General features: G+C 72.1%; 12 protein-coding genes. 6 read left to right on the top strand and 6 right to left on the bottom strand.

Going from position 1 to position 12,851, the window contains the following annotated elements:
* Positions 1-139 precede the first annotated feature (139 nt).
* Positions 140-2,053 carry an exo-alpha-sialidase gene (locus ABCR83_RS07260; RefSeq protein ID WP_462693994.1) on the top strand — a complete coding sequence of 638 codons (1,914 nt, stop codon included), beginning with the start codon at positions 140-142 and terminating at the stop codon, positions 2,051-2,053.
* Between the two features lie 6 nt (positions 2,054-2,059).
* Here ABCR83_RS07260 and ABCR83_RS07255 read toward each other — a convergent pair whose 3' ends face one another.
* A complete protein-coding gene (locus tag ABCR83_RS07255; RefSeq protein WP_462693993.1) occupies positions 2,060-3,106 on the bottom strand; it encodes a bile acid:sodium symporter family protein in 1,047 nt (348 codons plus the stop codon).
* 84 nt (positions 3,107-3,190) lie between these two features.
* Between ABCR83_RS07255 and ABCR83_RS07250 the strand changes: the two genes are divergently transcribed.
* The 3 genes from ABCR83_RS07250 to ABCR83_RS07240 all read left to right on the top strand — a co-directional run bounded on the left by ABCR83_RS07250 (position 3,191) and on the right by ABCR83_RS07240 (position 6,941).
* A complete protein-coding gene (locus ABCR83_RS07250; RefSeq protein WP_462693992.1) occupies positions 3,191-4,066 on the top strand; it encodes a LysR family transcriptional regulator in 876 nt (291 codons plus the stop codon).
* Between the two features lie 121 nt (positions 4,067-4,187).
* Complete coding sequence (locus ABCR83_RS07245; protein WP_462693991.1) at positions 4,188-6,017, top strand: AMP-dependent synthetase/ligase; 1,830 nt, start codon at positions 4,188-4,190, stop codon at positions 6,015-6,017.
* Positions 6,018-6,098: 81 nt separating this feature from the next.
* Positions 6,099-6,941, top strand: a complete 843-nt coding sequence (locus tag ABCR83_RS07240; protein WP_462693990.1) for an aldo/keto reductase — start codon at positions 6,099-6,101, stop codon at positions 6,939-6,941.
* 86 nt (positions 6,942-7,027) lie between these two features.
* Here the strand turns inward: ABCR83_RS07240 and ABCR83_RS07235 are convergent, their stop codons facing one another.
* Complete coding sequence (locus ABCR83_RS07235) at positions 7,028-7,333, bottom strand: 4a-hydroxytetrahydrobiopterin dehydratase (RefSeq protein ID WP_462693989.1); 306 nt, start codon at positions 7,331-7,333, stop codon at positions 7,028-7,030.
* Between the two features lie 111 nt (positions 7,334-7,444).
* Between ABCR83_RS07235 and ABCR83_RS07230 the strand changes: the two genes are divergently transcribed.
* Complete coding sequence (locus ABCR83_RS07230) at positions 7,445-8,260, top strand: helix-turn-helix domain-containing protein (RefSeq protein WP_462693988.1); 816 nt, start codon at positions 7,445-7,447, stop codon at positions 8,258-8,260.
* On the opposite strand, the gene ABCR83_RS07225 is transcribed toward ABCR83_RS07230, so the two are convergent.
* The 3 genes from ABCR83_RS07225 to ABCR83_RS07215 all read right to left on the bottom strand — a co-directional run bounded on the left by ABCR83_RS07225 (position 8,250) and on the right by ABCR83_RS07215 (position 10,522).
* A complete protein-coding gene (locus ABCR83_RS07225; RefSeq protein ID WP_462693987.1) occupies positions 8,250-8,618 on the bottom strand; it encodes a nuclear transport factor 2 family protein in 369 nt (122 codons plus the stop codon). The two genes, ABCR83_RS07230 and ABCR83_RS07225, sit on opposite strands and share 11 nt — an antisense overlap.
* A 120-nt stretch (positions 8,619-8,738) precedes the next feature.
* Positions 8,739-9,389: a response regulator transcription factor gene (locus ABCR83_RS07220; protein WP_462693986.1), complete on the bottom strand. Its 651-nt coding sequence runs from the start codon at positions 9,387-9,389 to the stop codon at positions 8,739-8,741.
* A complete protein-coding gene (locus tag ABCR83_RS07215; protein ID WP_462693985.1) occupies positions 9,386-10,522 on the bottom strand; it encodes a sensor histidine kinase in 1,137 nt (378 codons plus the stop codon). Before ABCR83_RS07215 ends, ABCR83_RS07220 begins: the two co-directional genes overlap by 4 nt.
* Before the next feature lie 131 nt (positions 10,523-10,653).
* On the opposite strand from ABCR83_RS07215, the gene ABCR83_RS07210 reads away from it, so the two are divergent.
* Positions 10,654-11,301: a class I SAM-dependent methyltransferase gene (locus tag ABCR83_RS07210; RefSeq protein ID WP_462693984.1), complete on the top strand. Its 648-nt coding sequence runs from the start codon at positions 10,654-10,656 to the stop codon at positions 11,299-11,301.
* On the opposite strand, the gene ABCR83_RS07205 is transcribed toward ABCR83_RS07210, so the two are convergent.
* Positions 11,291-12,685 (bottom strand): amino acid permease, encoded by a 1,395-nt coding sequence (locus ABCR83_RS07205; protein ID WP_462693983.1) that lies wholly within the window; start codon positions 12,683-12,685, stop codon positions 11,291-11,293. The two genes, ABCR83_RS07210 and ABCR83_RS07205, sit on opposite strands and share 11 nt — an antisense overlap.
* Between the last annotated feature and the right edge of the window lie 166 nt (positions 12,686-12,851).

Below are 12,851 nucleotides of genomic sequence, written 5' to 3'. Positions count from 1 at the left end.
GTTTGGCCGCGTGGTCCTTGAGATGCGGAGGGGCCGCCCCATACCTTGGCCCACCGGAGCACAGGCCGTGCGGTGCCCGGTCTCCACTCCCCCGTGTCCCGACGTATCACCACGTGCCCCGACGCGCAAAGGACGGACCATGGCACCGCCTTCCCGTACCGGCCACCGCCGCACGGCCTCCGCCCTGCTGGCGTGCGCACTGCTCGCCCTGGCCGCCCAGCCGGTGCGCGCCGATCCGGCCGACGGGCCGGATCAACTCACCGCCACCCGACCGGGGTTCGAGGAGCGCGTCCTGTTCAGGGCCGGGCAGGAGCCCGGGGCCGGATACGCCTGCTACCGCATCCCGGCGATCGTCACCACCACCCGAGGCACGCTCCTGGCCTTCGCCGAGGGCAGAAAGAACAACTGCGGTGACGCCACCGACATCGATCTGGTCGTCAAGCGCTCCACCGACGGCGGCCGCACCTGGGGGCCGCTGCGGATCGTCGACGCCGGGCAGGGCGACACCCATGGCAACCCGGCACCGGTGGTGGACCGCCGCACCGGGCGGGTCGTGCTGGCCACCACCTACAACGCGGGCCGCACCGACGACGGCAGCTGCGAAGTGCCCTGCGACCGCACTCCGCACACCCAGTACAGCGACGACGACGGCCTCAGCTGGTCCCGCCCGCGTGAGGTGACCGCCCAACTCAGGCCGCGCGGCTGGAACTCCTGGTATGCAACCGGCCCGGGGCACGGCATCCAGCTCGCCCATGGCCCGCATCGCGGCCGGCTGGTCATCGGGGTCAACGCCGAGAGCGCCGAGAGCAGGCGCACTTCTGCCAACCACGCCGCGCTGGCGTTCAGCGATGACGCTGGAGCCCACTGGCGGCTCGGGGCAGTGGACACCTATCGCGTGGCGCCCGACGGCACCTACCGGCAGAAGCCCTCCGAACTCGCCCTGGCCGAGCGCGACGACGGCACGGTCTATGTCAACGGCCGGGAGCAGGGCGGCACGGATCTCGGCAACCGCGACGAAACCACCAGCCGGGACGGCGGCAGGACGTTCGCCGCACCGTTCCACGCCCTGCCCGGCCTCTACACACCCGCGGTGCAGGGGGCCGTGGTGCCGCTGCGCCCGGGCCGCTGGCTGTTCTCGGCGCCCGCCGACCCCGACCGCCGCCGCACGCTGACCATCCGTTCCTCCTACGACCAGGGCCGCGGCTGGGAGAGCGCCGAGCGCGGCAGAACGGTCACCGCCGACTGGTCCGGCTACTCGGACATGGCGCCGGCCGGCCCGGGCCGGATCGGCCTGCTCTACGAGGCCGGGAAGACGGACGCCCGCCAGGAGATCCGCTTCGCCCGCTTCACCGAGGACTGGCTCGGCCCCCGCCGGGGCCCGGACCCGACCACCGAGGACCGGGCGCCGGGCGGCCGGGGCGCCCCGGTGCTCGGCGGCGCCCGCCCGGTCGGCGGCCGGTTCGGCGGCGCGCTCCGCTTCAACGGCGCGGACGGCGCCGTGCGCCTCCCCTTTCGCCCACAGCTCCCCCTCCACAACCAGGACTTCACTGCGCTGCTGTGGTTCCGTTATCGCTCCGCCAAGGGCGAGCAGCCGTTCCTGTGGATGGGCGGCGTCGGCGGCTCCCCCCAGGTGGCGCTCTTCGGGGAGCCCGCGGCCGGCCGGATCACCGGCCGGCTGACCGCCGTCACCGGCGCGACCCCCGCCCACACTGCGACGGTGTACTCCGCGCCCTCGGTGGGCGCGGCCGACGACGGGCAGTGGCATCAGCTGGCGCTGCGGCGCGGGGGCGGGCAGGTCGTGCTCAGCATCGACGGCGTCTCCACGGCCGTGCGCGATGTGCCGGGGTCGGTGAGCCGCACCTCGACCTTCGGGGTGCACCTGGCCCAGCGGCCCGACGCCCGGGCGTTCCTGACCGGCGACCTGGAGGAGGCCCGGGTGTACCGAAGAGTCCTGACGGACGCCGAGTTGACCTCGCTCCGGGTGGGCAACACACCGCCCGCCCGCCACGACACAGTGCTGTGGCTGCCACTGGACCGGGTGGACCGCCGCTGAACTCCCTCACCGGCCGGGCCCGTTCGCCACCTCCAAGACGGCACCGGTGGGCCCGGCCACCGGGCCGGAAGCCTCATCCGCCTCCCGCGCGTACCGCTTCGCGAGGACCGCACAGACCATCAGCTGAAGCTGATGGAAGAGCATCAGCGGCAGCACGGCCAGGCCGGCCTCCGCCCCGAACAGCACGGTGGCCATGGGCAGTCCGGCGGCGAGGCTCTTCTTGGACCCGGCGAAGGTGATCGCGATCCGGTCCTCGCGGTTGAAGCCCGCCCACCGCGCGCCCCGGCCGGTGAGCGTGAGCATCACCGCCAGCAGCACCGCCTCCACCCCCAGCAGGCCGAGCAGCCGCCAGGGCGTGACCTGGTGCCAGATCCCGCGGACCATGCCGGCGCTGAAGGCCGCATAGACCACCAGCAGGATCGACCCCCGGTCGACCCGGCCCAGCACCTTGCGGTGCCGGCCGAGGAAACCGCCGACCCAGGGGCGCAGCAACTGCCCGGCCAGGAAGGGCACCAGCAGCTGGAGCACGATCGACAGCAGCGAGTCGAGCGAGAATCCCCCGCCGCTGCCGCCCAGCAGCAGCGCGGCCAGCAGCGGGGTGAGCACGATGCCCACCAGGCTGGAGAAGGAGCCGGCGCAGATCGCGGCCGCCACATTGCCGCGCGCGATGGAGGTGAAGGCGATCGACGACTGGACGGTGGACGGCACCAGGCACATGAACAGCAGCCCGGTGTGCAGCTGCGGGGTCAGCACCTCGGGGACGAGGCCGCGCGCGGCCAGACCGAGCAACGGGAAGATCATGAACGTACAGGCCAGCACCGTCAGATGCAGTTTCCAGTGGCGCATCCCCTCCATCGCCTCACGGGTGGAGAGCCGGGCGCCGTAGAGGAAGAACAGCAGCCCCACGGCCCCCTTGGTGGCATCGTCCGCGAGAGCCGCGGCCGAACCCCGGACGGGCAGCACCACGGCCAGCAGAACCGTGCCGAGCAGGGCGGCTATATAGGGGTCGAGGGGGAGCTTCGCGAAAACGCGCAGCACATCGGGTCGGCGCATGCCTCCAGCCTCGCCTGGCCCGGGCTCATCGGGAACCCCGTTGAGCACGCTCACTGCTATCGCATATGACGATAAGCTTTTCCCATGTTTGAGCCGGTACAGCTGCGCGCCTTTCTGACCGTCGCCCAGACGCTCAGCTTCACCCAGGCCGCCCGCCGCCTGGGAGTGCGGCAGTCGACCGTCAGCCAGCAGGTGCGCAGGCTGGAGGAGGCGGCCGGACGACAACTGTTCTCCCGCGATACGCACAGCGTGGCGCTGACCGAGGACGGCGAGGCGATGCTCGGCTTCGCCCGCACCATCCTCGAGGCGAACGAACGGGCGGCGATCTGGTTCGCGGGGACCAGGCTGCGCGGGCGGCTGCGGTTCGGCGCGTCCGAGGACTTTGTGCTGACCCGGCTGCCGGAGGTCCTTGAGGGCTTCCGGCGCGACCACCCGGAGGTGGATCTGGAGCTGACCGTCGATCTCTCCGACACCCTCCATGAGCAGCTCACGGCCGGACGGTTCGACCTCGTCCTGGCCAAGCGCCACCCGGACGAGCCGCACGGCCGGCTCGTCTGGCGCGACCGGCTGGTGTGGATCGGCAGCGAGCGGCTGCGCCTGGACCCCGGACGGCCGGTGCCCCTGGTCGTCTTCCCGCCGCCCGCGGTGACCCGGGCCCGTGCCCTGGAGGTGCTGGAACGGCATGGCCGCCCCTGGCGGGTGACCTGCACCAGCCACAGCCTGAGCGGCCTGGTGGCGGCGGCTCGCGCCGGGCTGGGCGTGATGGCCCACACCCGCGGCATGATCCCGCCGGGCCTCGAGCGGATTCCGGCCCGGTACGGGCTGCCGGAACTCGGCGCCATCGATGTGGTGCTGCTGCACGGCGCCACCCGGGACAGCGCGGCGCGGGGCAGCGCCGAGGCGCTCGCCCAGGCCATCCTGGCGTCCGGCGACCGGTTGCAGGCCACCGGACGCCCCTGAAGCGCAGATTCCGTGCAGATCCGGTCACAGGCGGTCGACCACCTCACCGGAAAAGGGTTCGCCCCGGCACCGGACCGGGTACGGTCACGGGCGCCGTGCGGAACATCGCGAGGAGCGAGGATTGCGCGATCTCAACATCCCACCCCTGGTGTCGAAGCCCCGCACCGGAGGCCTGGCCGACATCGTGTTCCAGCACGCCGCCGAGGACCCGGACCGGATCGCGCTCGGCCGCAAGGTCGCCGGGCAGTGGCAGGACGTGACCGCGGGCGCGTTCCGCGATGAGGTCCTGGCCCTGGCCAAGGGACTGCTCGCCCAAGGGGTCGGGGCGGGCCACCGGGTCGCCCTGATGTCCCGCACCCGCTATGAGTGGACGCTCTTCGACTTCGCGCTGTGGTGCCTGGGCGCCCAGTCCGTACCGCTCTACCCCAGCTCCTCCCCGGAGCAGGTCTTCTGGACGCTGCGCGAAGCCGAGGTCTTCGCCTGCGTCGTCGAGCACGAGGACCATGCGATGACCATCGGCTCGGTCGTCGACCGGCTGCCGCACCTGGCCCGCCTGTGGCAGCTGGACGCGGGCGCGGTGGAGGAGCTGAACGCCGCCGGGGCACAGATCCCGGACGACCTGGTGCACCGGCACCGCAGGGCCGTCCGGCCCGACTCACCGGCCACCGTCATCTACACCCCGGGCACCACGGGCCGCCCCAAGGGCTGTGTCCTCACCCACGCCAACTTCATGACCTCGACGGACAACATCGTCCAGCGTTTCGCACCGGTCTTCCGCTCCCGCCCGGGCCAGGAGGCCTCCACCCTGCTGTTCCTGCCGCTGGCCCACATCCTGGGACGGATGATCCAGGTCGCGGCGGTGCGCGGCCGGGTCAAGCTCGGCCACCGGCCGCGGCTGTCGGGCAGCGCCCTGCTGTCCGATCTGCAGGCGTTCCGGCCCACGTTCGTCTGCACGGTCCCCTACCTCTTCGAGAAGATCTTCGCCGCCACCCGGCGCAACGCCGAGCGGGCCGACAAGGGCCGCCCGTTCGACCGGGCCGTCGAGGTGGCGGTGCGCTATGCACAGGCACAGGAGGACCAGGCCTTCGGCACCGGCCCCGGGCCCGGCGCCGCGCTGCGCCTGCAGCGCCAGATCTTCGACAAGGTCGTCTACACCCGGATCCGGGAGGCCCTCGGCGGCCGGCTGCGCTATGCGCTCTCCGGCGGCTCGGTGCTGGACCGGCGTCTGGCCCTGTTCTACGCGGGCGCGGGCATCACCCTCATCGAGGGGTACGGGCTGACCGAGAGCACCGCGGCCGCGACCGCCAACCCGCCCGAGCGGCCCCGCTTCGGCACCGTCGGCCCGCCGGTGCCCGGCACCAGCGTGCACATCGCCGAGGACGGCGAGGTCTGGCTGCGCGGCGACCAGGTGTTCGCCGGCTACCTGGACGCCCGGGCCACCGACCCGGTGCCGGGGCACGGCTGGCTGGCCACCGGCGACCTGGGCGCCCTGGACGCGGACGGCTATCTGACCATCGCCGGGCGGAAGACGGAGACCCTGGTGACCTCCGCCGGCACCAGCGTGCTGCCGACGGCGCTGGAGGACCGGGTGCGGGCGCACCCGCTCGTCGACCGCTGTGTGGTCGTCGGCAACGGCCGCCCGCACCTCGCCGCGCTGGTCACCCTGGACCGTGCGGCGGTCGAGCACTGGCTGGCCATGCGGGGCAAGCCCGCGATGAGAGCGGGCCGGCTGGTCCACGACCCGGATCTGGAGGCCGAGATACGGCACGCGGTGGTGGCCGCCAACGCGCTGGCCCCACGGGCCGAGTCGATCCGCACCTTCCGCATCCTCGCCGGACGGTTCACCGAGGCACAGGGCCTGCTCACACCGACCATGAAGCTCAAGCGCAAGGCGGTGGAGAAGGCGTACGCCGCCGAGGTCGAGGCGCTGTACCAGAAGACCGTGGGCTGACGGACGCGGCGGGAATGCGCCGCGCGCCCGGGTTGTTGTGGCTACGAACAAGTTTCCGAGCGACCTAAGGATCGATTGCTGGTGAGCAAGGCCCCTTCCATCACCCTCAACAACGGCGTGCGGATGCCACAGCTCGGCTATGGCGTCTGGCAGGTTCCCGACGACGAGGCGACCGCGGCCGTCGCGGCCGCCCTCGAGGCCGGTTACCGCAGCATCGACACGGCCGCGATCTACGAGAACGAGGTAGGCACCGGCAAGGCCATCGCCGCATCCGGTATCGCCCGTGACGAACTGTTCGTCACCACCAAGCTGTGGAACAGCGCCTCGGAGACCTGGACGCGGGAGAACGTCCTGCGCGAGTTCGACGCCTCGCTGGAGCGGCTCGGCCTGGAGTATGTCGACCTCTATCTGCTGCACTGGCCGCGCGCCATGCGCGACGACTACCTGACGATCCTGCGCACCTTCGCGGAGATCGCCAAGAACGGCCGCGCCAAGGCGATCGGTGTCTCCAACTTCCAGCCCGCGCACCTGGAGCGGCTCATCGCCGAGACCTCGATCGTCCCCGCCGTCAACCAGATCGAGCTGCACCCCTACCTCCAGCAGTCCGAGCTCCGCGCCCTGCACGCCGAGCACGGCATCGCCACCGAGGCATGGTCCCCGCTCGGCCAGGGCAAGGACCTCCTCGACAACCCGGTCGTCACCCGCATCGCCGCCAAGCACGGCAGGACCGCGGCGCAGGTCGTCCTGCGCTGGCACCTCCGGCTGGGCACGGTGGCCATCCCCAAGTCCGTGACCCCCTCGCGCATCCGCGAGAACTTCGACGTCTTCGGCTTCGAGCTGGACGACGAGGACCTCGCGGCGATCGCCGCCCTCGACAACGGCACCCGGCTGGGCCCGGACCCCGACACGTTCGACATGTTCTGATCCACCGCCGGGCCGCCGGGCCGGCCCCGCCCGTGTACCGCGGGGTAGTACACGGGCGGGGTTCCGTGCTGCCCGGGGCGGGCCGGTCAGCGGGCCCCGTGTGCCGCGGCCACCGCCTCGATCCTGCGGGCGAGTTGGACATCCAGGCCGGTGACCTTGCCGCCCACGCTGTGCGTGTTCACCTCGATGAACACCGTGTTGTAGCCGAGGGTCAGATCGGAGTGGTGACCCAGCTCCTCCTGGATCTGCGCGATGTGCACCACCATCGCCACCGCCGGGAAATGCCCGTCGAAGGAGTACCGGCGGCTGATCCGCTCGCCGTCCGTGGTCCAGCCGGGCAGCTCCTGGAGGCGTTCCTCGATGTCCTTCTGCGAAAGCGGTTCGACGGTCATGACGCATCCCCTTCATCGCGGGTACCGGTGAGGCAAGCGTGCCACGTGGCCGCGAACCTTTCGCGTCAAGTAAGCGGCCCATCGGACGCCCCCTGGGGTTACGGTCGGGGCATGACCACTGCCGCAATCGCCCCAGGGGTGGGCCCGATGCTGCGCGAATGGCGGGACCGACGGCGGATGAGCCAACTGGAACTCGCCCTGCGCGCCGACTCCTCCGCCCGGCACATCAGCTTCGTCGAAACGGGCCGCTCCCGGCCGAGCCAGGACCTGCTGCTGCGTCTGGCGGACCACCTCGAGGTGCCGGTACGGGAGCGGAACGCCCTGCTCATCGCGGCCGGTTATGCCCCGCACTACCCGGAACGACCGCTGAACGACCCCGCGATGCGGGAGCTGCGCGAGAGCCTGGAGCAACTGCTGCATGCCTATGAGCCGTTCCCGGCACTGGTCGTCGACGGCACCTATCAGGTGGTGGCGGCCAACCGCGGCATCGCCATGCTGCTGGAGGGCATCGCCGAAGACCTGCTCACGCCCCCGCTGAACGCCATGCGCCTGACCCTGCACCCGCGCGGCATGGCGCCCCGCATCCGCAACTACGGTGAGTGGCGCGGCCATCTGCTGCACCAGATGGAACGACAGCTCGCGGTCTTCCGGTCGGCCCCGCTGCGCGCCGTGTACGAGGAGGTCAGCGCATATCCGCCACCGGACCCTTGTGGCGAGGAACTCGCCGCGGCGGGCGGCGGAACAGTCCCGTTCGCCCTGCCGATGGTGATCGAGCACGACGGCCGGACGCTGTCCTTTGTCTCGACCATCGCCACCTTCAACACCCCCATGGACGTGACCGTCTCCGAGCTGGCGCTGGAGACCTTCCTCCCCGCCGACCCGGAGACGGCCGCGTACCTTCAGGAGCGCCGCGCCCTCATGCGGTAGGCACTCGGTCCAGGAAGCCGAGGACGGCGCGGATCCGGCCGTCCTCGGCCAGGGTGATCACATCGGACCCGGCGACGGGCGCGGAACCGTCGGCCGAGGAGACCAGTTCCCAGGAGAAGCGCGCGGTGTTGTGGTGTCCGTCCACGGCCCCGGTCCGCCGGAACTCAAAGCCGGGGAACTGCTGTTGGGCGCCCGCTATCACGGCGGCGAGCGACTTGTGCCCGCTGACCTCGGCGAGCGGGTCGGTGTAGGAGCCGTCCTCGGTCCACGCCGCGGCGACGGCCTTGGCGCGGGCCGCGGGGTCCCCGGCGTTCCATGCCTCGAAGTAGCGGGCGACGGCGGTCTCGTACTGCGACATGACAAACTCTCTTCCCTGGCTGCGGACTTGGCGCCTCCGGGCCCGAGTGCGCGGGTCCGAAGGCGTGCCCCCATCCTGTCGGGACCGGCCATGGAGAGCGATTACCGCCGAGGTAATGAGCTAACGCGCGACCCCCGCGTCCCGCGCGCACAGTGCGGCCTGCACCCGGTTGCCCACCTCCAACGCGGCCAGGATCCGGCTGACATGAGCCTTGACGGTGCTCTCCCGCATCCCCAGCCGCGCCGCGATCTCGGCATTGGACGCCCCCGCCCCCAGCAGCGCCAGCACCTCGGTCTCCCGGGGGGTCAGCCGCGCGATCCTGGCGCGGGCCGCCCGGCTGTCCGTCCGGGCGGTGTCGTGGTAGCGGTCGATGACCCGGCGGGCGGCCGCGGGGTGCAGCATCGCCTGCCCGGCCGCGACCACCTCCACCGCCCGGATGATCTCGTCGGGATCGGTGTCCTTGAGCAGAAACCCGGAGGCCCCCGCCGCGAGCGCGTCATACACATACTGGTCCAGGTCGAACGTGGTCAGCACCACCACCTGCGGCGGATCCGGCAGCGCCCGCAGCCGGGCGGTGGCCTCGATGCCGTCCATGCGGGGCATGCGCACATCCATCAGCACCACATCGATCCGCTGGGACCCCGCCCGGTCGAGGGCCTCCACACCGTCCGCCCCCTGGGCGACCACGGCGATGCCCGGGGCGTCGTCGAGGATGTCGGCGAGCGCCAACCGGACCAGCCGGTCGTCGTCCACGATCATGGTTCGGATCATGCCGCTCCCGGGGCTCGCGAGGGGTGGTGACCGTCGAGCGGGATACTGGCGACCACCCGCCAGCCCCCGTTCCCCGCCGGTCCGTACTCCAGCCGGCCGCCCAGTGCCCTGACGCGCTCGGCCAGCCCGATCAGACCGTACCCGCCGCCGGTCACGGCGGCCTCGGACGGGGTCCCGGCGACATTGCGGACCTCCACCGTCGAGCACGGCGGGCCATAGCCGACCGTGACCCGCACCGGTGCGCCGGCGGCGTGCTTGCGGGCGTTGGTGAGCGCCTCCTGCACCAGGCGGTGAACGGCGAGCCGGTGGCTGACGGGCAGCGCCTCGCTCTCCCCCGCGATGTCCGCCGTGATCTCCTGCCCGGCCGCCCGTGCCTCGGCCAGCAGCTCCGGCAGATCCCGCAGCCCCGGCACCCGCGGCCGGCTCTCCTCGGCATCCCGCAGCACCCCGAGGACGTCCCGCAGATCGTGCAGCGCCTCGGTGGAGGTGGTGCGCAGCAGCGCGAGCCGTTCCATGACCGGCTCGGGGAGCCCGGCCGCCCGGCGCTGCAGCGCGGCGCTGTGCAGGGCCAGCACGGTCAGCCGGTGGGCCAGCACATCGTGCATCTCGGCCGCGATCCGGGCGCGTTCACCGAGTCTGGCCTTCTCGGCGCGCAGCTCGCGCTCCACCCTCAGCTGCTCGACCTGCTCGGCGAGCGTGGCCACCAGCCGCTTGCGGCCGCCCGCCCACAGCCCGAGGGCCAGTACCAGACAGAGCGGCGTGAGCGGGCCGTAGGAATGCAGCAGCCATAGGTTCTGCTGGGGGTCGGCGAACCAGTTGCCGGCCATGGCCGCGGCCGCGCACAGCACCCCGGCGGCGATCCGGCCCCGGTAGGCGAAGTGGAAGAGCATCACCAGCAGCGGCAGCACGATCCCCAGCACCGCCGCCACGCCGACCGCGACCAGCGCCACCAACACCGGCTGCCGCCGCCGCGCGGCCAGCGCCAGGCCGGCGGCCAGGGCCAGGCCGACGGCCGGGCTCAGCCAGTGGCCGCCCGCCCGCATATACGCCTCCTGTGCCGCGGACGCTCCGATCAGGCACAGCAGCAGGACCTCGGCCCACCAGGGCCACGTCCGTTCCGCCGTCTTCACCACCTGGCCAGGGTAGGCGGCGGACCCGGGCCGTCCATCGGCCCTTTGATCATGGCCGCCCCCTACTTTCGTCGGGGGCCGCCGTCGCAGCGCGGCCGATGGCCCGGCCCGCGCCGGTCTCCAGCATCGTGACCATGACTGCGACACCCACCCTCGCCTTCCTCCGCGAGGTCACCCGAACCTTCCACACCACCGGTGCCATCGCACCCAGCGGCCACAGCCTCGCCTGCCGTCTCGCCGAACCGCTGCGCGCCGCGCGGAGCGGGCCGTTGTCGGTACTGGAGGTCGGCGCCGGCACCGGGACGGTCACCCGGGTGCTGGCCCGGCTCATCGGCCCGTCCGACCGGCTGGATGTGGTGGAGATCAATCCGCGGTTCGTAGGGGTGCTGACCGGGCTGCTGCGCACCGATCCGGCGCTGGCCGCGGTGGCGGAGCAGGTGCGGATCCTGCCCGAGTCGGTCACCGAGCTGGAGCTGGGCGAGGGTCGCTATGACGTGATCGTCTCCTGCCTGCCGTTCACCAACTTCGCGCCCGAAACGGTGCGTTCGATCCTGGCCCAGTACCGGCGGGCGCTGGTCCCCGGCGGCCGGCTGACCTGGTTCGGCTATCTCGGCACCCGGCCCCTGCGGTCCCTCTTCGGCAGCCGTGCGGAGGCGGCCCGGCACCGCGCGGTGGCCGCCGAGCTGGCGGCCTTCGAGGGCGCACACCACAGCGAGCGGCGCGTCGTCTGGGACAACGTGCCGCCCGCGCGGGTCTTCAGGCTGCGGCCGGTCAGCCCTTGACGGTCTCGACGAGCTTCACCGGCTGGACGGCGACCGGGGCGGGTTGCTCTCCCGCCGACTGCTGCCCCGCCGGACGGCGGGCCGCCATCCACGCATAGACGATCACTCCGACGAACAGGAAGAGCACGCCCTGGTAGACCGCCTCGTACCCGGCGCCCGCCACCAGCCAGAAGGAGAAGGCGAACGCACCGAGCGCGAGCACCATGTCCCGGGTCAGGCGGCCGGGGCGGACCTTCTCGCGCCGGCCCGTCAGCAGGAAGTACACCTGCGCCGCGGCGGCCAGCAGATAGGGGACCGTCGCGGAGAAGGTGGTCACCAGGACGAGGATCTCGAAGACCCCGCCCGCACCCGAGGTGTAGTTGATCACCGTCAGCAGCGAGGCGAACACCGCCGCCGCCAGCACGCCCACGGTGGGCACCCCGCGCCGCTTCCGGCCGAACGCGGCCGGGAACAGCCCGTCCTTGGCCGCCGCGTACGGCGCCTGCGCGCTCATCAGCGTCCACCCGTTGAGCGCACCGACGATGGAGATCACCGCGGCGGCCGCGATCAGCGTGCCGCCCCACTGGCCGCCGAACATCGCGTTCACCGCGTCCGAGAACGGGGCGGTGGACCTGGCCAGCTTGTCGTGCGGCACCGTGCCGAAGACGGAGACCGTACCGAGCAGGTACACCAGCGCCGCACCGATGGTGCCCAGCACGCTCGCCCGGCCCACATTGCGCTTGGGGTTGCGCACCTCGCCCGCGCTCATCGCCGCCGACTCCACGCCGACATAGCTGTAGAGCAGGATCGCCGCCGACGCGGTCAGCCCGCCGGTCCAGCTTCCGCCGCCCGCGCTGAAGTGCCCGAGGTTCTTGGGGTCGAAGTAGAAGATCCCGACCACGGCGACAAACAGCAGCGGGACGAACTTCAGCACCGTGGAGATCAGTTGCACCGCACCCACCCAGCGGGTGCCGGCCAGGTTCGCCAGCGCCGGGAGCCAGAGCATGGCCAGCGCGATGACCAGGTCCGCGCCCTTGGAGTGGCTGCCACCGGTCAGTACATGGAAGTAGCCGACCCCGGCGACGGCGAGCGCCGCATTGCTGACCCAGGTCATGGTCCAGTACGACCAGGCCGACAGGAACCCGGCGAAGTCACCGAAGGCCTCGCGTGCATAGACATACGGCCCGCCGGTGCGCGGATGCCGCTCGGCGAGCTTCCCGAAGACGAGCGCGAGCGCGATGGCCCCGATGGTCAGTACGCCGAAGGCCAGCAGGCTGACGGTGCCGTACGGAGCGACGGAGGCGGGCAGCAGAAAGATGCCGCCTCCGATGATGTTCCCCATGACCAGCGCGATCGCGGTGGGGAGGCCGAAGCGGCGCAGGGGTGTGCCGTCGGTGTCGTGCATGGGCTGGTGTGCCTCTCATCCTGCGGGCAGGTCGCAGATCTATGCGACTGAGCACATGGTGAGCGGTAAGGGGCGCCAGGCAAAATCGCGCTCTTTTGTCCCGTGGAGTGGGGTCCGGCACCGCAAAACCTGCCGTGATCTCGGCGGTGGGCCGTGATTCGTCCAC

Source organism: Streptomyces xingningensis (assembly GCF_054957865.1).
Note: the sequence above shows the minus strand (reverse complement) of the source record. Positions and strands in the feature narration are given on the sequence as shown.